The sequence below is a fragment of the Pedobacter sp. AC379 genome, from assembly GCF_979258145.1.
In genome coordinates this window covers 2846497-2869070 of sequence record NZ_OZ409839.1, presented here as the reverse complement: position 1 = coordinate 2869070, position 22574 = coordinate 2846497, and the positions used below count along the sequence as shown (strand labels likewise).

General features: G+C 39.4%; 15 protein-coding genes. 3 read left to right on the top strand and 12 right to left on the bottom strand.

What is annotated here, in order from left to right:
* Nucleotides 1-258: 258 nt before the first annotated feature.
* On the top strand, nt 259-654 hold the full coding sequence (locus ACZZZW_RS12835; RefSeq protein ID WP_055904511.1) for a LytR/AlgR family response regulator transcription factor: 396 nt from the start codon (nt 259-261) through the stop codon (nt 652-654).
* 49 nt (nt 655-703) lie between these two features.
* Here ACZZZW_RS12835 and ACZZZW_RS12830 read toward each other — a convergent pair whose 3' ends face one another.
* From ACZZZW_RS12830 to ACZZZW_RS12800, 7 genes are all read right to left on the bottom strand, one after another.
* Nucleotides 704-1087 (bottom strand): hypothetical protein, encoded by a 384-nt coding sequence (locus ACZZZW_RS12830; protein WP_055904508.1) that lies wholly within the window; start codon nt 1085-1087, stop codon nt 704-706.
* A gap of 205 nt (nt 1088-1292) precedes the next feature.
* Nucleotides 1293-2081 carry an NIPSNAP family protein gene (locus ACZZZW_RS12825; protein WP_055904506.1) on the bottom strand — a complete coding sequence of 263 codons (789 nt, stop codon included), beginning with the start codon at nt 2079-2081 and terminating at the stop codon, nt 1293-1295.
* A 71-nt stretch (nt 2082-2152) separates the two neighbouring features.
* Nucleotides 2153-5713, bottom strand: coding sequence for a family 43 glycosylhydrolase (locus ACZZZW_RS12820; RefSeq protein ID WP_463493840.1), 3561 nt, complete (start codon nt 5711-5713; stop codon nt 2153-2155).
* Nucleotides 5714-5797: 84 nt separating this feature from the next.
* Entirely contained in the window at nt 5798-8089 is a 2292-nt protein-coding gene (locus ACZZZW_RS12815) for a S9 family peptidase (protein WP_463493838.1), read from the bottom strand.
* Nucleotides 8090-8168: 79 nt separating this feature from the next.
* Nucleotides 8169-9611: an APC family permease gene (locus tag ACZZZW_RS12810; protein WP_055904497.1), complete on the bottom strand. Its 1443-nt coding sequence runs from the start codon at nt 9609-9611 to the stop codon at nt 8169-8171.
* Between the two features lie 41 nt (nt 9612-9652).
* Nucleotides 9653-11434: a DUF885 family protein gene (locus ACZZZW_RS12805; protein ID WP_463493836.1), complete on the bottom strand. Its 1782-nt coding sequence runs from the start codon at nt 11432-11434 to the stop codon at nt 9653-9655.
* Nucleotides 11435-11521: 87 nt separating this feature from the next.
* Nucleotides 11522-12424 carry an AraC family transcriptional regulator gene (locus ACZZZW_RS12800; protein WP_055904491.1) on the bottom strand — a complete coding sequence of 301 codons (903 nt, stop codon included), beginning with the start codon at nt 12422-12424 and terminating at the stop codon, nt 11522-11524.
* 736 nt (nt 12425-13160) lie between these two features.
* Here ACZZZW_RS12800 and ACZZZW_RS12795 point away from each other — a divergent pair.
* Nucleotides 13161-13748, top strand: a complete 588-nt coding sequence (locus ACZZZW_RS12795) for a hypothetical protein (RefSeq protein ID WP_162235786.1) — start codon at nt 13161-13163, stop codon at nt 13746-13748.
* A 1-nt stretch (nt 13749) separates the two neighbouring features.
* Nucleotides 13750-14025: a hypothetical protein gene (locus ACZZZW_RS12790; RefSeq protein WP_055904485.1), complete on the top strand. Its 276-nt coding sequence runs from the start codon at nt 13750-13752 to the stop codon at nt 14023-14025.
* Between the two features lie 780 nt (nt 14026-14805).
* On the opposite strand, the gene ACZZZW_RS12785 is transcribed toward ACZZZW_RS12790, so the two are convergent.
* The 5 genes from ACZZZW_RS12785 to ACZZZW_RS12765 form a co-directional block, all read right to left on the bottom strand.
* The gene (locus ACZZZW_RS12785) at nt 14806-16047 is read right to left on the bottom strand and encodes an NAD(P)/FAD-dependent oxidoreductase (RefSeq protein ID WP_055904482.1); all 1242 of its coding nucleotides are present in this window, start codon (nt 16045-16047) and stop codon (nt 14806-14808) included.
* A gap of 14 nt (nt 16048-16061) precedes the next feature.
* Complete coding sequence (locus tag ACZZZW_RS12780; RefSeq protein WP_055904479.1) at nt 16062-17063, bottom strand: 4-hydroxyproline epimerase; 1002 nt, start codon at nt 17061-17063, stop codon at nt 16062-16064.
* The gene (locus tag ACZZZW_RS12775) at nt 17056-18642 is read right to left on the bottom strand and encodes an aldehyde dehydrogenase (NADP(+)) (RefSeq protein ID WP_463493832.1); all 1587 of its coding nucleotides are present in this window, start codon (nt 18640-18642) and stop codon (nt 17056-17058) included. Before ACZZZW_RS12775 ends, ACZZZW_RS12780 begins: the two co-directional genes overlap by 8 nt.
* A 14-nt stretch (nt 18643-18656) precedes the next feature.
* Entirely contained in the window at nt 18657-19574 is a 918-nt protein-coding gene (locus ACZZZW_RS12770; RefSeq protein ID WP_055904471.1) for a dihydrodipicolinate synthase family protein, read from the bottom strand.
* Between the two features lie 1276 nt (nt 19575-20850).
* Nucleotides 20851-22521: a M1 family metallopeptidase gene (locus ACZZZW_RS12765; RefSeq protein WP_055904468.1), complete on the bottom strand. Its 1671-nt coding sequence runs from the start codon at nt 22519-22521 to the stop codon at nt 20851-20853.
* Nucleotides 22522-22574 lie beyond the last annotated feature (53 nt).

Genomic DNA, 22574 nt, shown 5'->3' with positions numbered 1-22574 from the left:
ACACAGTTTAAGTTAAGGCTCTCCTTGATTTAAGTTATAAGATGTAGTTTAAATTTGGAAATAATGGTCAAACAATGCAATCAGTTAGGTTTAACTTCTACATATTAGAAAATTTAGAAGAGAAGCAAGCAAATACTTTGAGCCTTTGTATAGTATAAAATTAACCAAAAGGCCTAGCCAGGCAATTTAACGCTATTAAAACGCCGAAGTTTATTCAAGTGGCAAGCATTTTGCATAAGTTTAACAAAACAACTATTAATGAAACTTTCAGTACCCCAGTCCTATAGCTGCGTAGTTATAGATGATAGCCGAATGAGCAAGCCGTTATTAGAGCAGTTTATTTCTAAAATAAATAATCTCGAATTAAAAGGCAGTTTTACAGATTTGGTAGATGCAATGGCCGCTTTTTGGAGCTATGGTAAAGTAGATTTTCTTTTTTTAGATATCCAGATGGATTTATCAGGAATTGATGTAGCCCGGATGTTGAAAAACAGTTTCGAGTTCGTGGTTATTTTAGGAGATGAGACTAATGATGCCATTGATGTTTTTGCTGAAAACTGTAAATTCTTACCCAAGCCGCTTGATTTTAGCAAGTTTGAAGATGCCATTAATCAGTTGGTACTATTGGGCAAAACCAACAAGGAGGTTTTTTAATACCTACTTGTTGAAGCAGCTAATTACCTTGCTGTTTTAATGTTATTAATTAATCACAACGCTGTGCTACCATATAAATTTTATATTTTCTTAACCTGTATGCACCATAAAAGCCCGAAAGTAATAATATGTATTCAGTAAGCGGACAAGCAATAGGCGACGATGTTGCGGTAACAAAAGTATAGGTATACAAATCATGTTCTGGTCCAAACAGTACAAACTGACACGATCCCACTCTGCTTAGTAACTGAACTCTTGGGCACGCTGGTGCTGAGGTTTGATATTGGCGTCCGCTAACTTGATAGTAACCTAAAAAAGTATCGATGTAAAATGTACCTCCGGTTGTTGTACCGATTAAACATCCCTGCTGTGCCTTTAAACGTTCGAACGATAGGATGAGCAGTAAAAACAAAGAAAAAAAAGCCTTCCACATATCTGACAAAATGATATACAAAATTCAGAAAATGCTTTTTAAAAAAAATCAATGAATGAAACTGAACAAGCTGTCCAAAAAAGAATGAATAGAAATCTTTGACGGTATTTAAGTATAGAGGTTGTTAGGCTACTCAACTTTACCGTTAAAGATTTTTACTTATGGTTGTGAAAGAGGAACTTTTCCGCTGATGATAAAGTTTTGACTATATATCAGAATAATCGGTTGGGTAAACAAATTTCGTATCATTTTTTGACACATTATGTTGGTACTCTGGCATTGCAGACAGTTTTTTCCAATAATCATCGGCTGAGAAAGCTTTCCAATGGGCATCTCTATCTGCTTTATTTTCGAAAGTGGTTAAGTACATCAGATTTGGCATGTGGCTGCCAGACAATACTTCGCCATAAAATACTGCATTAAAATTAAGTCGTTTAAACAGTCCTATTTCATCTCCCTTATTAAACATTTGGACTTTATTCTGAAAGTATTTTTCAGTTGGGGCTTCGTAACTTCTTAATTCATATACCCGCTCTTTCATCGGAGATTTTAGCTTTGGCAACATAAAATTAGGTGCGTTTTCAAAAGCTTTTAAAACAATTGATTCCAACCTTTCGTAAGGCACATCCGAATAGGCGGCATCCAGATAAGTTTTACCATCAGTTGCAAACTGCTGATCTTTGGCGAGTTTTTTATCAAGATCTAAAATCCCGTTAAATGATTTTAAAGGAATAAATACATAAATCAGCTTTTCTGTAACCGCAGCAGGATCAGTTATAACTGGTTTAAACACCCCTACTTTTGCTATTCCGGCTCGGTGCAAGGCAGGCAAGTAGGCATTTTGTAAATAGTTATCTACAGTTTGCTCTTGTGCATCGGTTTTTAAATGGTAAATTTTAATCTGATAGAAATCTAACTTAGCAGCATTTGCAGCAAATACGTTTGACAATAAAATCAGAAAAAACAGACAGGTAATTTTAGTTTTTCGCAACATGATGATAAATGGGATATATGATTAGAAGCGAAAAATAGAAAAAAAATCAGGTAAAATTTAAAATGTATTCCTTATTTCTGCTTTATCACGCTAAAATTACTAAACGTACCATAACCACTATTTTCTCCGTAAGTAGCCTGGTAAAGGCCAACCTGAACGGTACCATTATTTATACCCTGCCAATTAATGGGGCTACCCGGTAATTCTTTCCAGTTTTTACCATCATTGCTGGCCCGAAGGTAAAACACATCCCCTTTTCTTTGGATCTGTAAATATGGAAAAAAGTTAAAGCCTGATGCATTGTTCTCCTGTTTGCGGCCATTTTGATTTAAATTTGTAGTTATATTACCGATATTCCAACCCAACATTACGCTATTTTGGATTAAGGTATTATCCTTATCCAATCTAACCATTAACCCTACATCATTGGCTCCATTTGCTTTTTTTTCTTTCAGGCCGCTCATGTCTTCAATTTTTACTTCAGCAATAAAATTACCCTGAACATTTTTGAACAGAAACGGCCCCATTGGTTTAGCTCCATCCCAAAAGGTTTTGGTAGAGGAAATTTTAATGGTTTCGTTTTCTTTTACGGCCTGATCAACCTCACCCATCAGTCCATCCCAAAAGGTTGATGAAATTGTTTTATTTTTAAAGTCATAAGCTAATGCCGATTTATCTTTATTGATCTCGAACAAATTAATATCGGTACTCACCTGCCCCGAAAGTGTGCTTTCGCTCACGTTACCTAAATGATCTCTGGCCTGCACGGTATAGCTATATTTTCCATCCTTGGCAACATCATAATCGATGTAGTCGGTTTCATTTAACCAGCTACTTTTACGTTTACTTTGGTTTTCGGTAAACTGGTACTGAATAAGGCTACCAGGTAATGTAACAGGTGCAGCTGCCATACTGATCATTGTAGGCGAAACAGCCTGAGGCTGCTCACTAAAGCTGGCTTTGCTACGGTGGTTGAAATTTAATTTCCAATCATCATACTGCTTTTTTACCTCCAGGGGCGCAAATGCGTAGTCGTATACATAAAAACCGCCTATTGCAATATCAGTTCCTTCTGCTTTAATGTAGCATTGGTTATTTGGATTTTTAATAAGGTTGATTTTCTTCTGAGCAGATCCGTCTATGTAAAGTTTGAAAGATTTTCCGTCATAAACACCCGTTACATTGCTCCATTTTTCTTGCCCGATGAGTTTTATCATACCGGAGATTTGGCCTAAGTTTAAATAAATATTACCATTTCGATTTGCCAAGGTTTGCAGCACAAATGAGAATGGCTTAGAAAAATTAAGGGGTAATGTGCCGCTTCCATTAAATTGCAGTTGATTATCTTTTTGCAAAGTAACACGCATTAAACCATTTGTAACCCCAACAACCGCCTTTGTGCCATTGCTTATTAAGTTACCAAGTGCATATCCTTCATTTTTCCAACCGGTTACCGGTCCATCTTCTAGGCTTGCAGCATTTAGGTAAACGGCAGCATGGCTATTGGTTTCTGCTTTGGCCATGCGCGCTATTTCTCCTGCACCCAAAGGTATATCATACAACTTTAAATTGGCCAGTGCACCAGAAAAACCAGCAATATTATCTTCATTTACCCCAAGGAAGAAATTACTTAACCGATCGATAAAGAGCATTTTTCTTTCTTCGTGGTCTAACTTTCCATCTACAAACAAACGTTCCATTGTACCATCAAAAGTGAGTGCAATATGGTGCCATTTGCCCGCTGCAGGCAGGTTATTGTACTTCATATCTGGCCATCCCCAATGCGAAGCAGCCCCCCACTTTGGATGTGAGCCATATCCGATTGCAGCATTTGTAAGATCTACCCCACCTCGGGCTGTCCAGGCTAAAACAGGTTCTTCAGGAGCAATATCAGGGTTGTATACCCACATGGCCACACTAAAACTACTGTTTCCTTTTAATGATGGTGGTGCAACGAAGCTTGATTTCATTCCGGACTTCGATTCAAATAAAACCGCTTTTTTACCCGCTATAATGGCGGTAACCGGATTGCGAAGCAAAGCTGAAAAACTGCCTTTTAACTTTCCCTTATTTTGCCATTGGTGAACAGTTTCTCCAGTTTTAAAGTTATTCGCATCTAAATCAACCAATAAACCCTGTGGATGGTAGCGATTTAAATCCTCAGGTTTTTTAACAACAGTAACTGTGGCAGGTTTGTAATCGTCGTTATCGAAAATTTTAATGTTCCACAGTGCTTTATTTAAACCCGGGTATTCGGTTTCTAATATTTTTAATTTGATGTAACGGGCTTTTACCGACTTAAAATCAACCATCGGACTGCCGTGCCGGGTATTTTTACTTCTATCGGCATAACTCTGCCATGTTTTATGATCAATGGAGTAATCAATCTGATACTGGTAATACCAGGTTGCATATTCAAATTGTGTATGAATACTTTTAACCGGTTTTACACTTCCCAGGTCTATTTCCAATGTAGCAGGACCAATATTGTTTTTGGCTTTCCAAAGTGTACCATTGTTATCATCAACTGCATAAGCTACTTTAAAATCATCACTATAAAATGAAGAGCCTTTTACTTTTGCGCCCAGTGCCAGGTTTGGATGCGGATTTACATTTTTACCTAAAAAACCAACTCCAGTATGGCCAGGTACAAGTGCTTTAATGTTGCCCGCTTCATCAAATTCCATTTTATCTGCTGCAACTTGCCTGTGGTATCCGCCTCCTGCATGTGGGTTATTATGGCGGTGGTAAACCATGTAAAAATCATCACCTTGCTGCAAAACAGATTCGTGCCCCGGGCCATGCACAGTACCATCTGCACTGGTTGTAAGTATGGGATTATTTTTCCCAAATACAAACGGCCCCATAGGTCCGGTTTTGCTCATTACATACTGAACGCGGTAAGAACCATCTTCGCAATAGCCAGAAGAATAGGTTAAATAATAAATCCCTTTTCTTTTAAACATAAAGGGTGCCTCAAAAAAATCTTTTGCTACAGTATTGGGTATTTGAGCAAGTTTACTAAACGATTTCATGTCGGGATTTAGCAGCCCTACACCACACCCATGATTGGGATAGATGCCCCAGGTGCCCCAATACATATAATATTTGCCATCATCATCTTTAAAAGTCTGCCCATCGAGCGTAATTACATTTGGCACTAAAAAATTGGGAACAATGGGCTTGCCTTTTGGTAATAGCGAAACCCACGGACCAACAGGTGTTTTGGAAGAAGCACCAAAAATTTCTACCGGCTGACAGTAGTAGAGGTAATACCGGCCATCGTTACCTTGTGTAACATCTGGTGCCCAATAGTGATGGGTTGTGGGCCAGTTCATATCCTGTAATTGCCAGTTCACAAAATCTTTAGATATCCATACCTGCGACGGACCAAAACCGCCGCCATTGCCATCTGTTGTGGCATAAATGTAATAGGTATCTCCAAATTTTTTTACCGTAGGATCTGCAAAATAACCAGGTATAATTGGATTGCCATTACTGGGCTGGCGATAATCTTGTGCGAAGAGAAAGCAATTGGCCACAATTTGTATACTGAACAACAAAAAGTATTTTAATGGCTTAAATGGCCAATTACTTACTGCATACATGATTGTTTGACCAAGTTTCTTCATGATTTTATAAACCCTTGCAATTTTTAGTTGGCAGTTCTCACTATGCGGTTTTCAATTTGCGGTTACAAGCTTTCAGTTGGCAGTTTATTTTGAAACATTAGGGTTTGGTGGTTCGGCATTTAATAAATGTTTCACAAAGAAATCGCGTTTTCGCCTACGCCCGTAAACTCCGCCATCGCTATGGCCCATGCCAGGAATACTCAAGATATCGAAATCCTTATTGGCTTTAATCAATGCATCTGCCAGGCGGTAGGTAGATTCTGGCGGTACGTTTTCATCAGCTTCGCCAACAATCAGGAATAGATCACCCTGCAATTTTGCTGCATTGGTTATGTTGGATTGTTCTCCATAGTGCGGCCCCACGGGGTAGCCCATCCATTGTTCGTTCCACCATTGTTTATCTATGCGGTTATCGTGACAACCACAGGCAGAAACGGCGGCTTTATAAAACTCAGGGTGAAACAACAAGGCACCGGTAGAGTTTTGTCCGCCTGCAGATGTACCATAAACTCCAACACGGGTAATGTCTGCATTTGGATATTTTTTTGCCATCGCTTTCATCCATAGTATCCGATCGGGCAATCCGGCATCGGCTAAATTTTTCCAACATACATCATGAAAAGCTTTAGATCGGTTGGCCGTACCCATTCCATCTATTTGCACTACAATAAAGCCGAGTTCGGCCATGCTTTGCATTTCGCTTGCCGGCAAAAAGTTTTTAGGTACAAAGCTATCTTGTGGTCCGGCATAAATATTTTCGATAACGGGATAAGTTTTGTTGATATCCATTTTTGAAGGGAAACACACAACGCCCCAAATATCAGTTACGCCATCCCTTGCTTTGGCTACAAAAACTTCGGGCAGTTTAACCCCTGTTGCCAGGTAAATATCCTTTTGACCATGTTCTAGTTCAGTTACTTTTTTGGTAGTGGCTGTTAACCTTAATTCGGTAACCGGAGGCACATTAACCTGCGAATAGGTATCTAAATAATATTTACGGTCAGGAGAAAAGCTCAGGCTATGGTTTCCTTTTTCTGGTGTAAGATTTACCAAACCTTTACCATCAAAACCAATACGGTAGTAATGGATAAAATAAGGGTCTTCACCTGCGTTAATACCACTTGCTTTAAACCAAACCTGGCGTTTTGCCACATCTATACTATCTATATCCCTTACTACATAATTTCCTTTGGTAATTAACGATTGCTTACCACTAAGGGTATTTACCAGGTAAAGGTGTTGCCAGCCATCCTGCTCACTGGTGTATAACATTTCGTTGGTTTTAGGCAGGTAACGGGTATAAATGCGGCTCTCGTAAATAAAAGTTTTTGTTTTCTCGTCGATAATATTTTTGGTTTTCCCTGTTAATACATCTACTTCGATAACCCTGAAACGCTGGTGGCCGCGATCTACTTTTTCGTAACTGTAATACCTGCTGTTGCCATTACGCCAGTGCAACTCTGGTGCGCCAAAAAGATCAATCGGATCTGCATCTACCTTAGTTGATTTTTTGCTTGCTACATTAAATACATAGGGTTGATAAGCCGTAAAGTCATCACCCGGTTGTGCATATTCTCTCGATTTTAATTCGCCACGGGTGGTACCCGGAACAGAACTTAAGATGTAATGTACTTTTTTGATCTCTTTAGGATCGATTTTATAAGCTACAATATTTTTACCATCAGGTGCCCATGCATATTCGCCATAGGGTTTATCGGCATTGCCATCGGTGCTGAGTTGCGTTTCGACTTTTGTAGCCAGATCAACCACAAATAGATTGCCGCCACGGATCATTATTTCACTTTTACCATCTGGCGATTTCCTAGCTTCGCGGTTTCTTTGCCAACGCGAGCGCCTTTGCTGTAAAGGTCTTTTAGCATTGTAACGGTAAATACTGGTATCTTTTGTATCGGTTAAGCTGTAATCATTTAAATTCAGCTGATACCATTTATCCTGCATTTTAATTGTGGCCTTGTTACCATCATCGCCAAAATAGAGCTCAGTGAACTGAAGTTTTAATGGATTTTGTTTTTTACCGGTTGTTTTTTCGATGCTTTGCGCCAGTTTATCGTGATCGAATGCTGCTTTCCTTTTCCCTGTTGCTGCATCTACATAATTGTACTCCCAGGTGCGGTTTGGCAGGTTCTTTTTATACCAGAAGGCTGTTCCATCTTTTTTCCAAAATGGGATAATATCGTTATTGGTTGGGATGTTGCGCAGTGCCGTATCTAATTTATTTGATTGCTGATAAGCATTGGCGACTTCGGCTGCACCCGGTGCATAGGGGCGTAATGTTTGCTGCTGTGCTTTGGCCTGAAGAAAGGCTAAGCTCGAGAGTAAGAAAACAAGCGATTTTCTAACGATGGGATGAATCATTATGATGGATTTTTTACAGTAAATATAGTGCTACGCTTTTGCAGATTCCTTTTAGATATTGATGGATAACATTAATATTTTAACCGCTGATACCGGCTTTAACTTTCGAATCCTGCCGTGCAATGCTTCCTTTTATCAGGTAATAAACAGGGATGCCGATTAAGGTAATAATCAGGCCCGGCCAGGTAAATTTAGGTTTAAATATAATCAGCAGGGTACAAAAGGCTAAACCCATAATAATATAGATAATTGGCAGCACAGGGTATCCGAATGCTTTGTAGGGCCTTTCGGCATCTGGCCGTTTTTTACGGAGGATAAAAATTCCAAATATGGTAAGCATATAAAACATCACAACCACAAAAGAAATCATATCCAACAGATCGCCGTATTTACCGCTAATGCACCACAAACAGGCGAAAACACACTGAATCCACAGGCCAAAACCCGGAACAGCGTTTTTATTTAATGTGCCTACTTTTTTAAAGAAGAGTCCATCCTTAGCCATGGAATAATACACCCTTGCACCGGCCATAATTAAGCCATTGTTACAGCCGAAGGTAGAAACCATAATCATCAGCGCAATGATAATGGTGCCTGCTGTGCCAAAAATATGGTTGGCTGCAGAAACCGCAACACGATCTTTATCGGCGTAAGCAATATCGTGCAGCGAAAGTACGCCGGTATACATTACATTAGTTAGGATGTAAAGTACAGTTACTATAATTGTTCCCAATGCTAAACTTAACCCGATGTTGCGTGCCGGATTTTTAATTTCCCCCGCGATAAAGGTTACATTGTGCCATGAATCGCTACTGAAAATAGAACCTACCATTGCCGCAGCAATGGCTCCGAAAGCTGCCAAAGTGGTATAAGAACCAATACTGCCATTAACTGATAAGGGGCCTAAAGACCACATGTTTTCCCAGTTGCTTTTCCAGATTCCTTTATCAAGAAAGAAAAGCCCGAACATAATTAAACCGAATAAACTCAGCAATTTGGCAACTGTAAAGGTGGTTTGAATTAATTTACCTCCATTTACCCCCCTGTTGTTGATGTAGGTAAGCAATATAATTACTGCTATTGCTAATAATTGTGCCGGAGAAACGGTAAAGAAACCTAAATCAATTGCAACAAGATCTTCATTTAATGCCGGCACCAGGTAGGCTGTAAATTTGGCAAAAGCTACGCCTACAGCTGCTATTGTTGCTGTTTGAATCACGGTAAAAAAACTCCATCCGTATAAAAAGCTAATGAGCGGATTGTATGCTTCTTTTAAATAAATGTATTGCCCGCCTGCTTTAGGGAACATGGCACTCAATTCGCCATAACTTAACGCGGCGGTAAGCGTCATAAAACCTGTTATAAGCCAAACTACAAGGAGCCAGCCTGAGCTACCAACGTTACGGGTAATATCTGCACTTACTATAAAAATACCCGATCCGATCATACTGCCGGCTACAAGCATGGTTGCATCCATCAATTTAAGTGAGGGTTTAAACTGGGTGGTTTCCTGGTTTTTCATCTGGTTGGTTTGTTGGTGGTTTTGTTTGTATCTGGTTTGGTTTATTTAAGTTGATCGTAAAAATGCCAGGTGGTGGTAAAGTCGCGGGTTAAAGGCTGGTTGGTTAATGTTGCTCTGATCATTTCTACAGGGATTAAATTTTCTTTGATCACTGCATCATGAAAGGCTTTAAAGCTCATTTTACCACTATCAACCATTTCTTTTTTGAGTGCAAAAAGCTGTAAACCACCTGTAAGGTAGGCTACCTGGTATAAGGGGCTATAATCGCCTTTGAAAGATCTTCGTACCTCGCCTTCGGCATTGGCACGTTCGTGTCCGACACGGTTTATCAAGAAATCTACACATTCTTGCGGGGTCCATTTGCCAAGATGAAAGTTTAACGAAAACAGAATCCTGGCGCAGCGGTGCATCCTCCAGAACAACATTCCCATTTTTTCTTCAGGTGTTTTGGCAAAACCTTTATCGTAAAGCAAAAGCTCCCAATATAAAGGCCACCCCTCTACACTAAATGGGGTTTTAAACGATTCACGGTAGCTTTTATAGCGGTTATTGATAAAATATTGATAATGGTGCCCTGGCAATAACTCGTGCTGTACGGTTCCTCTCGAAAAATAAGGATTGTTTCCCCGCATACTCATCAGTTTATCATCTTCTCCCATGCCGTTGGTGGGGTAAGAAATACTGATTTCGCGACCTCCGGTAAAAAATGGATTAACCAGCTGGCGTTCGGCCGACATCATTACCATACCCCAGGTTTCTTCTGCCAAAGCAGGAATACTAATGAGGTCGTTGGCTTTTATAAAAGTTAAAGCATCATCCTGCAGTTTCACAATGAGCTCGGCTTGTTTACCTAGCGGAACATAACTGTTTTTGATTTTTTCCTGCGCTTTTTTCCAGTCTTTCCCATAGCCCATTGCGGTTGATGCCTTTAAGAGTTCTTCATCACAATACTTAAACTCCTTTTCGGCAAGCTGAATCAGTTGTTCGGGGGTATAAGGAATCAGTTCGGCATTTAACTGCCGTATTAGTTCTTGGCGGCCTATCGGTGTGCCTTTTATTTCAGGTTTATCTGTTTTTACAGCCGGAATGGAATCACGCCCATCAGCAAATAACCTGGCGTAGTTGTTTAAGGCAAGGTCGAGCTTTTCGTATGGTTTGGGTGCCCACCAGGTAAAACCAGGTTCGTAATCCATATAAAACTGATAAAACCCTTTTAAGCGTTGTTTTAAACTGAATGTTACTGTCGCAGCCATTTTAAGTTGATCTGGCTTAAGCTTGCTCACTTTTTTAAAACTTAAACTCAGCGTATCAATTTGCTTTGCTGTTTCACTCATCTGTGCAGCTAGTAATGATCCTTCTTTATAGGTTCCTCTGCGCCTTAGTTTTTCGAGGGCATAAATGGAATCGGCGAAGGTAAAATACTTAGCCAGTGCATTGTAATCTGTTTCTTCTTTATTGAGTAACCAAACTGATGATTCGATCTCCTTTTTAAGCAAAATGTAATCTACCTTGCCATAAATACTAAATGTATCAAACTGGGCTTCCTTTAACTTTTGTAAATAGTCGTTATTAATATCCTGGAGTCTTTTCCGTTGTTCCGGGCTTTTAAAGGTTGTCATTGGGTAGGCATAAAAACCACCCGTAGCGTATGGATAATAAAAATCGTTAATGGCATCTACGTCCTTCTGGTAACCCAAAATGAGCGTACCCATTTCGCTGGTTTGTTCGTAAAGCGTTGCATTTGGCAGCTGGGCAATTGCAAGGGTGCTTGATAATAGGCTTATGGTTAACAAAAGGGCAAAAAAACGGGACTTGTTTTGCATTTGAGATCGGTTAAATTTTGGCGAATAGGAGTTGCCTCCATCTGAAAAAACGGCTTGCTATTTTAGGTTTGAAATTAAAATTGTGACTTATGCGCCCACGTAACTTACCCTGCTTACGCTGTTGTAAGTATCGATATATGCCCGTGGTGATTGGCCAATAATGCTTTTAAATACCCGGTTAAAATTGGTGATGCTGTTAAAACCTGCTTTGTACGCTACACCAGATATGCAATCGGCTTTTTCTCCGGAAATCAGACTTTTACAGGCATCGTTAATTCTTACTTCATTTAAAAACGAAACGAAAGTATGCCCTGTATGTTTCTTAAAATATCGGCAAAAGGCTTGCGGAGTCATAAAAGCAGCATTTGCAACATCCTCTAAAGAAATTTGGTTGTTGTAATTTTCGGTAATAAAATTGATGATTTTACTCAAGCGCATCCCTTCATTTTCGGTTACGTTAGATGAGTACATATCCGAGCAAAGCGATTCTACATTCTCGTTTAAATCTTGCAGGCCATTAACCAATTTTAAAAAATTAAACAGTACATCTACACCAGATGCATGGTGCACATTAAAAATTTTAGCGATGATATCTTTAGTAAAACCGTTTGAAATTTTGAAGCCGTGTTTGTTCTTCGCCAAAAAAGCACTGGCCATTTTCATTTCAGGAAGGTTAAAGAGTGCAGCCAGTATACCATTGGGATTGAAGTAAACTGAACAGGCTTTAATGGTTTTGTGGTTATCTGCAGAAAAATACTCGGGGTTACTTTTAAATAAATGAGGAAGCTTTGCACCAATTACGAAAACATCTCCCGATCGGAAGGCGTGCATATCGTTACCGGCGATTAATGTGCCCTCCCCTTTTTCTATGTAAGTGATCTGCCATTCATCGTGGCGGTGCAGGTACTGATAAAAATAAGGCAGTTCAATATGTTCCGATATCACACTCTTGTCATCGGGAACAAGCATGGTAAATGGTAATACTTTCATGATTTAGTTTAGTTAGGTTGGTTTGTTGATTACGAATTGAATGTAAGGATATTAACCCTAAAAAACCAATAAAAGAAAGATAAGGTTAAAATCCTGCTACAATTTGATAATATATGACGGATTTTATCCTCAATTTAAGGTGAAAACGCTACTAAAAACCTAGTTTACAACGTATAGCGATGGTTTTAACGCAATTATAACTGATTAAAGGAATGGCAAACAACCAGTTATTCACAAAATTGTTTTTTTGGGAATGATACTTTAAGGTAAAATGTAAGATTTTACTTTGTTTTGCCGCTGCCCACGGCAGGAAGGTTTCAAAGTAAATTGACTGATTCTGATAAAAAAATCGTCATTGGGCGGCACAGAGGTTAAGAAATGACGAAGTGATTGCTGAGTATAAAAAGATTGCTTCATCCAATGAAAAATTGGCTTCGCAATGACGATCGCCCACAAACCTTACCTTAGGAGCAGTAAAATAGAAGAGCGATCAGAAGCAAGTCTTTGAGCAAGTTTTTTAACACGGCCGTCATTCTCGCGCATGCGGGAATCTTAATGCTGATGTAAGGCTTTAAGGCAATTGAACTAGGTAAGTTCTATTTGTTTACAAAAACTAAATCGCAAAAAAGAGAAGTCAAGTTTTTAAAACTTGACTTCTCTGGGGCTAAAACTTAAGGTTGCTATCCTTGATAGGACAAAAGATAAGGTAACAAATTTATTTAGGCTGGCTTCAGTAATGGAAACACAATTAAAGAGGTCTTATCAGATCAGTTACCAAACGTATATTAATTTCCCAATCAGTAAATTCAATAACCATAATCGAATTATAAATAGCGGTTTAGATGGCTTTGCTTACAAAACATTCTTTTCAACGATAAAGAAAACAGTGAACGTTTCTTTTTTTATGAAGTATAGAATAGTTAGAAACCCTGATCAAAAAATGAACAACGAGCACCTAATACAAATAATGGATAACATTGGTGAAATGAAAAATTTGTATGGCTTTGCGCATAATATTGGTGGAAGTACTGTAAGTTTGAACGTTTCTTATGTAAACAATATCATTCAAGGGTTAGATAACAATACCATTCCACATGAACTTGGACATACATTTTCGTTGTTACATGTAGATGATCAAAGTACATTAAGATCTGATTCAAGACAATATTGGACACATGCTAAACAAAACACAAAAGATAGCACAAATATTATGTTTTCTGGTGGAAGCAAGTATAATACGGATTTAACTTCTACTACAGTGGTAGGAGATCAGATTAACCTGTTAATAAATGCATATCGAAATGGAAAGCTAAATTTAAATTAACATGAAGCTAAAACTAATTCCCACAATAATTATGTTGCTGATTTTTGCATTGTTAACTGCTATTTCTTATCAGGACAATGCAGCATCCGACGGTTTTACTAAGATTGGTTTTCCCTTTAATTTTTATCTCTATTCAGGAGGAAAATTTTCTAACCCTTCTATTACATCTGATTTTGGTTTTTCAACTAAATATTTCATTGCCGACCTGTTCATTTTAATTCTAGTCATCGTTATTGGAAATATAGTCGTTAACAAATGGAGAGAAACAAATAAATAAATTAAAATCAATTAGGGTTATTTCTAATTTTTTGGTCTTTGCGTCTCAATATCATTAAAGTTAAGCCGATAAAACTTGACTTCTCTGGGGCTGAAAGTATAAAAAGGTAAGTGTGCTAAATAATATCGGCATTGCTGAGGTACGAAGTGATTGCAGAGTATAAAAAGATTGCTTCATCCAATGAAAAATTGGCTTCGCAATGACGACCGCGTACAAACCTTACCTTACGAGCAGTAAAATAAAAGAGCGATCAAAAGCAATCTTTTTAGCAAGTTTTTTAACCCGGCCGTCATTCTTGCGCATGCGGGAATCTTAATGCGGATGTAAGGCTTTAAGGCAATTAAACTAAGTAAGTTCTATTTTTTACAAAAATAAATCTCAAAAAAAAGAGAAGTCAAGTTTTTAAAACTTGACTTCTCTGGGGCTGAAAGTATAAAACGCTAAGTGTGCTAATAATATCGGCATTGTGAGATAGGAAGCAATTGCTGAATATAAAAGATTGCTTCTTCCAATGAAAAATTGGCTTCGCAATGACGATCGCCCACAAACCTTAGGAGCAGTAAAATAGAAGAGCGATCAAAAGCAATCCTTTTAGCAAATCTTTTAACACGGTCGTCATTCCCGCGCATGCGGGAATCTTAATGCGGATGTAAGTTTTAAGGCAATTAAACTAGGTAAGTTCTATTTTTTACAAAAATAAATCGCAAAAAAGAGAAGTCAAGTTTTTAAAACTTGACTTCTCTGGGAATACTACATACAAGCTGAAAAAACCAAAGCCCGTTATCGAACTACGGCATATGGCTCCAATTTTAGATCGGTATCCATACCAGCAACAATCTGGCTTACCAGTAAACCTGTAGCAGGCCCTAAGCTCAATCCCATCATACCATGCCCGGTGGCTACAATTAAATTTTCCCGTTTTTCACTTCTGCCAATATAAGGTAATCCATCTGGTGATGACGGACGGAAGCCATACCAGATATCTTTTTCGGCAGGAATTGCAGGTTTTAAGTCAGGGAAATATTTAGGTACAGATTCTACAATACCTTTAACCCTTTGCATATTAATTCTGTTATTAATTTTATCCAATTCCATTGTCCCTCCATACCTGATCTGCCCGTTCATTGGCGTAATGGCTACCCTGGCTTCGCACAATAATGCAGGGATTGTTAAACGGTTTTGAGGTTCTGCTTCCATAAAGGAATATCCTTTACCGGGCATTAATGAGATATTAAGATCGGCCATTTTAGCTACCGCCGGCGACCACGATCCTGTAGCAATTACATACTGATCGGCCTCCCAGGCCTGGTTACCGGTAAAAACTTTAGCAATGCGATTGCCCGAAGTTTCAATTTTATCAACCTCTTTTCCACGTTCAATGTTCACACCGTTATCAATTAAATACTTCAACAGGGCATTCATCAACTTGGTGGGGTAAAGGTGTGCATCACAACGGTAATGTACCGCACCCAACACATCTAATTTTAAATCAGGTTGTAAAGCGCTACATTCATCTGCGGTGAGCACAGCCATATCCAAACCGAGTTCAATTGCTTTTTCGGCCAAGTGTGCTTCTTCTTCGCCTGCCTTTTCGGTTTTATAAAATGCAAGAATGCCTTTATTGGTGAGTTCGAAGTTAAAATCGGGTTCTTTAGCCAAACCTTCATACAACTTTTTGCTCAACAATGAAAGATCGCGCAAGGGTTCTGCCGATTGACTTACATGCTTTGCCGTGGCGTGTTTCATAAACTTTAATCCCCAGTTAATGAGATTCCCGTTTAACGATGGGCGCACATAAAACGGACTTTTGCTGTTAAACATCCATCTAATACCCTGTTTAATCATACCTGGAGCGGCCAATGGCACAAAATGACTTGGCACAATCATCCCTGCGTTACCGAAAGAACAGTTATCGGTAATTTCTCCCTTATCTAAAATGGTTACCTCGTAGCCCTTTTTCTGCAAATAATATGCTGATGTTAAGCCTACAATTCCGCCGCCTATAATTAATACTTTCGTCATTCTTTTTATTATTACTAAATCACCTGAAATCCATAAGCATAGGGATCATCCTCAGCATCAATTTTAATGGTATTGTATCCATAAATTTTTGCCCAGCCCTCTACACTTGGTATTATCGCTTTGATGCCATTTAAATCTACCACCTCTTCTACCCTGCCAATAAACTTACTACCGATAAAACTTTCGTGGATAAAATCCTCCCCTTGTTTAAGCTTTCCTTTAGCATACCATTGGGCCAAACGCGCCGAAGTTCCGGTGCCGCATGGCGATCGATCTATGGCTTTATCACCATAAAAAACAGCATTTCTGGCCGTTGATGTAGGATCGATTGTTTTCCCGGTCCACAATACATGGCTACAGCCATTTATCGTTGCATCCTGCGGATGTACAAAAGTATATAGTTCGTTAATGCGTTTTCTGATGGTTTGGCTCCAGGTAATGAGTTGTGAAGCAGTATAGTTCTCCAATCCCGGAAAATTCTCCTGAGGATCTACAATGGCATAAAAGTTACCACCATAGGCCACATCAAAGGTAAGGGTACCCAAATCAGGGCATTCTACCTGAAGGTTTTCTGCGGCGAGGTATGAAGCCACATTTTTGAGTTTAACAGATTTAACTTTTTTTCCTTCCTGTTTGTATTCGATTAACACCAATCCGGCCGGTGCTTCCATTCTTATTACCCCGGGGATTTTAGGTTGGATCAATCCTTCTTCAATGGCAATGGTAATGGTACCGATTGTACCGTGACCGCACATGGGCAGGCAACCACTGGTTTCGATAAACAATACGGCAACATCATTGGCAGGATCATGTGGCGGATAAAGGATACTGCCCGACATCATATCGTGCCCACGTGGTTCGAACATTAAACCTGTTCTGATCCAGTCGAATTCACGTAAAAAGTGCTGGCGTTTTTCGCTCATATTCGCGCCTACAAGCTGAGGACCCCCACCAGCTACCAATCTAACCGGATTTCCACAGGTATGTGCATCTACACAAAAAAAAGTTTTACTCATGAGATTTCGTTAATTTTTGGTTCACCATTCTAAAAATCCCCAAAGGATTTCCATCTTTCAATTCATCAGGCAATAACTCTTGTTCCCAATCCTGGTAAGCCAACGGACGGGCAAAACGGTTTATAGCTGTAGCACCTACCGAAGTAAAACGACTGTCGTTAGTGGCCGGGAATGGTCCGCCATGTTGCATGGCTGCACAAACCTCCACACCTGTAGGTACACCATTTAAAATTATTCTTCCTGTTTTATCGGTGAGTTTATTTACCAAGGTTAGGTATTGCTGAAGCTCTTGCTTATCGGCCATCAGGGTTACGGTAAGCTGTCCTTCCAGTACCTCAATTGCAGCTTCTAATTCTGTAATATCCTGCGCAACTACCAATAATGAATATGGACCGAAAATTTCTTCGCGGAGTTTTGGATTTTTAATAAAATCGGCTGCACTTACTTGTGCAATTCTGGCTTCCGACTGATTTTTAAGGTCATTATTTTTAACTGTTGAAGCAGATAAAAGTTCAACCCCACCTTCGCTAACCACCTCGGCAGATAGTTTGCCATAATTTTGGGCAATACCTTCGGTAAGCATTGTTGCAGATGGAACTGTAGAAATACTTTCTTTTAAAACCGTTTTAAAGTTTTCTAAACCCGGCGATTGAACGGCAAGCAATAAACCAGGGTTGGTACAAAACTGGCCAGCACCTAAGGTAATTGATGCAGCATATTTTTTAGCCAGCTCTGCTGATTGATTTTCGATGGCCTTTGGAAGAAGAACTACAGGGTTAATACTGCCCATTTCGGCAAAAACCGGGATAGGCTGTTCGCGTTGCTGCGCAAGATTGATCAGTGCCATACCGCCTTTAAACGAACCTGTAAACGTTACGGCTTTGGTTTGCGGATGTTGAACTAAACTTGCTCCGATAGTATAACCATCATCGTACAACATTGAAAAAACGCCTTTTGGCATGCCTGTTTTTTCGGCAGCTTTAATAATGGCACCACCTACCAGTGCACTGGTTCCGTAATGTGCGGGGTGTGCTTTTACCACTACAGGGCAACCAGATGCGAGTGCTGATGCAGTATCGCCACCTGCTACTGAAAAAGCCAATGGGAAATTACTTGCACCGAAAACCACAACAGGGCCGATTGGGATCAGCATGCGCCTGATATCAGGGCGGGGCAAGGGTTGCCTTTCAGGCAATGCGGTATCAATTATGGCATCTACCCACGAACCTTCTGCTACCAGATTGGCGAACAACCTCAACTGACCTGTGGTTCTGCCCAATTCTCCTTGTAAACGCCCTAAAGGTAAACCGCTTTCTTCAACTGCACGGTTTACCAGGATATCACCTAAACTGGCAATTTCATCGGCAATGGCATTTAAAAAAGCGGCTTTAAGGTCCTTATTTAAACTTCTATAGCTTTGGAAATCTGCTGTTGCGGCTGTTAGCGCATCATGAACAAGACTTTCATTCGCTTTAAAAAATTCACCATCAAGCGTTAACCCCGTTGCGGGATTAACAGCTTTAAGGCTTTTTTCATTAACTTCTACATAAGTACTGGCTACAATATTTTTTCCGTTCATATTTGGTATTTAAACTATTTGCCCCAGCTACCTGCAGGTAATTGTGGACGAACAGCTAATGCATCGTTAATAATTTTCAACACTTTTTCTCTTTCTGTTCCGCTTATTGGTAAACGTGGTGCGCGTACGGCTTCAGTACCTAACCCGGTAGCCACTTCTGCCAGTTTAATGTACTGCACCAGTTTTGCGTGGATATCAAGCTCAAGCACAGGTAAAAACCAACGGTAAATGGTTAATGCTTCTGCAATGCGGTTTTCTTTAATCAACCTGAAAATGGCAACTGTTTCTCTAGGGAAAGCATCAACCAAACCAGCTACCCAACCATGTGCGCCCATTACAATACTTTCCATTGCCAATGGATCTACTCCGGTAAAGATTTTAAAACGATCACCAAAGCGGTTAATCAATCGGGTTACATTTGAAACGTCACGGGTTGATTCTTTAATGGCCTGGATGTTATCGTATTTGGTTAAAACTTCAAACATATCCAGCGTTACTTCAATTTTATAATCAACCGGATTGTTGTAAATCATAATCGGCAGGCTGGTACTTTCTGCAATGGCACCAAAAAAGGCCAAAGTTTCATCAGGCGCAGCATTATAACGCATTGGTGGCAATAACATTAAGCCTTGCGCGCCAAGCGATTCAGCTTTTTTAGCTACTTCAATTGCTTTTTTGGTGGTCGATTCGGCAATATTCAACAGCACTGGAACCCGGCCGTTTACCACGGTTAAGGTATGCGATAACAAACCAAACTTTTCTTCGTCGGTTAATACACTGGCTTCTCCAAGTGATCCACCTAAAATAATTCCCTCGGCTCCTGCTTCTAATTGTGCTTCGATATTTAAATCAAAAGCCGGAAAATCCAATTCATCGTTTGCCGTAAATTTTGTGGTTACAGCAGGGAAAACCCCAGTCCATTTAATACTCATTCTGATTTTATGTTTTAATATATATGATTTGTAAATTGGAACAAGATGATTTAAACCCAAAGCATTAGTTTTAAATCATAAACTTCACTATATCCAAAGGTACTTGATCGGGGAAAGGTTGTATTGTTGGATTTTAACCGATAATGGTTATAAATATGCCATTTGAATAATACAGAAACGGATGAAAGAAAACCTAATATTTTGTAAAGTAATGAGATACAAAAAAAGGTATCCTATGAAAAAGAAGAGGTTGTATCATTAAAAACAATTCTACATTAGATATGTCATGTTGAGCTTAAATAGTCCTCGTTTGTAACGAGGATTTCTGAGGTCCGCATTTGCAATGCGAAAATAATTCCTTCAAGAGCGATAAAATCGCTTTACTCGTACATCCTCGTTACAAACGAGGACGATGTAGATAACACAACTAAGGGATGATCATCTATGAATTCTCCGTGCTTTCTGTGTTTCCGTGGCAAAAACTGATCTCTGTGTAAATCTGTGGTTAAAGCTTAAATGGTCCTCGTTTGTAACGAGGATTTTGAGGTACGCATTTGCAATGCGAAAATGATTCCTTCAAGAGCGATAAAATCGCTTTACTCGTACATCCTCGTTACAAACGAGGACGATAGAGCAAAAACTGATCTCTGTGTAAATCTGTGGTTAAAGCTTAAATAGTCCTCGTTTGTAACGAGGATTTTTGAGGTCCGCATTTGCAATGCGAAAATAATTTTCCTTCAAGAGTGATAAAATCGCTTCACTCGTACATCCTCGTTACAAACGAGGACGATGTAGATAACACAACTAAGGGATGATCATCTATAAATTCTCCGTGCTTTCTGTGTTTCCGTGGCAAAAACTGATCTCTGTGTAAATCTGTGGTTAAAGCTTAAATAGTCCTCGTTTGTAACGAGGATTTCTGAGGTCCGCATTTGCAATGCGAAAATGATTCCTTCAAGAGCGATAAAATCGCTATACTCGTACATCCTCGTTACAAACGAGGACGATGTAGATAACACAACTAAGGGATGATCATCTATAAATTCTCCGTGCTTTCTGTGTTTCTGTGGCAAAAAATGATCTCTGTGTAAATCTGTGGTTAAAGCTTAAATAGTCCTCGTTTGTAACGAGGATTTTTGAAGTAGGCATTTGCAATGCGACAATGATTCCTTCAAGAGCGATAAAATCGCTTTACTCGTACATCCTCGTTACAAACGAGGACGATGTAGGCCGACCCTTAGGCAAATTTATTTACCCGACAACCTGTTAAAGATAATTATTTGGTATTTTTCACCTGCAAGTAATACATAAATTCTATATCCTGCTTAGTAAACAAAGCAGCCTGCCCTTTGGCCAATGCTACCTGCTGCCAGTTTTGCGAAGGAAAAATTTTAAGTGTTTTAATGCCATCTTTTTTTAAACTTAAAGGCAGGTTGAAACCTTTTACACAATCGCTGTACCGATAAAAAGCTTTACCATCTCTTAGGTAATATTCGAATGCAGGCACTTGTACCGTACGAAGGTATTGATCAAAAACTTTCGAAAAATCGAAACCAGCCTTTTTAGAAATGTAATTTTCAATTTGCTTGGTAGTTACGGTTTGATGGTAAAAGGTTTTGTTTAAGCCACGCAATATTGCCCTAAACAGTTCATCGTTATTTAAACTATGCCTGATGGCGTGTAGCATATTGCCACCTTTTGGGTACATATCGCCACTGCCCTGTGCATTAACCCCATAAGCGGGAATAATCGGTGTATCGTTTCTGATCCCTTTTCTGATGCCAAAATTATATTCGTTACCAGCTTTATTGCCAAAAATATAATCAACAAATAGGGTTTCGCTGTAATTGGTAAAACCTTCGTGTACCCACATATCGGCCAAATCGTTAGTGGTAATGTTATTGCCAAACCATTCGTGCCCGCTTTCGTGAATGATGATAAAATCCCATTTCAATCCCCATCCATCTCCAGACATGTCTCTGCCCCTATAACCAAACTTGTATCCATTGCCGTAAGAAACTGCCGATTGATGTTCCATTCCGGTATGCGAAGCGTCAATAAGCTGGTAACCATCTTCATAAAATGGATAAGGGCCAAACCAATGTTCCATGCTCTTCATCATCTTATGCACCTGATCGGGCATATAGGTTTTCGCCTTTGCGTAATTGTAATCGAGCACCCAATAATTTACATCCAGTGCACCTTTTTCACCGGCATATTTTTCTTTAAAGTTAACGTACTTACCAATGTATGGAATGATGCAATAATTGCTGATCGGGTTTTTAACATTGTATTGATAAGTGGTGGTACCATTACTGTTATCTTTTTTAAACACCAACCGGCCATTTCCAATAGCAACCAGGCTATCAGGCACCGTCATGGTTAACGAAGCACCTAAATTAGGTTCATCGCTTTGATGATCTTTATTTGGATACCACACCGAAGCACCTAAACCCTGGCAGGCCACCGTCATCCATGGGCGCGAAAGTGAATCGATAGTAAAAATGAAACCACCATCCCAGGGTGCTCTTTTTGCCTGGTGTACCTTGCCATGGTAAAATATGTGGACACTGTTTAAAGCCGATAACTTTTGTGCCGATACATGTACATACCAAACACTACCAACATGCTCAAACTTTAACTTGGAACCATCATTATAGCGCACACTATCAATAATCAATGGCTCCTGAAGATCGATTTGCATCCGCGTACGGCCATTGTTATTGCCCACAACTTTGTAAATAATTTTATTTGAGCCGGTAATGCTTTTATCATTATAATCAGGCTTAACAGCAAGTTCGTAACGTTGCACATCCCACCACGTACGCTCGGCATTGAGGCTTCCCCTTAAGGTATCGGCCAAAGTATAAACCTTTTTAGGAGCCTGTGCGAAAAGCATTGTAATAAACGCTAAAAAGAGTACGGTTAGGGAGGTTAGTTTTTTCATTTGTTTTACTGGTTATAATATTGTTTTATTTCAGGGCCTAATTGTTGGCACAA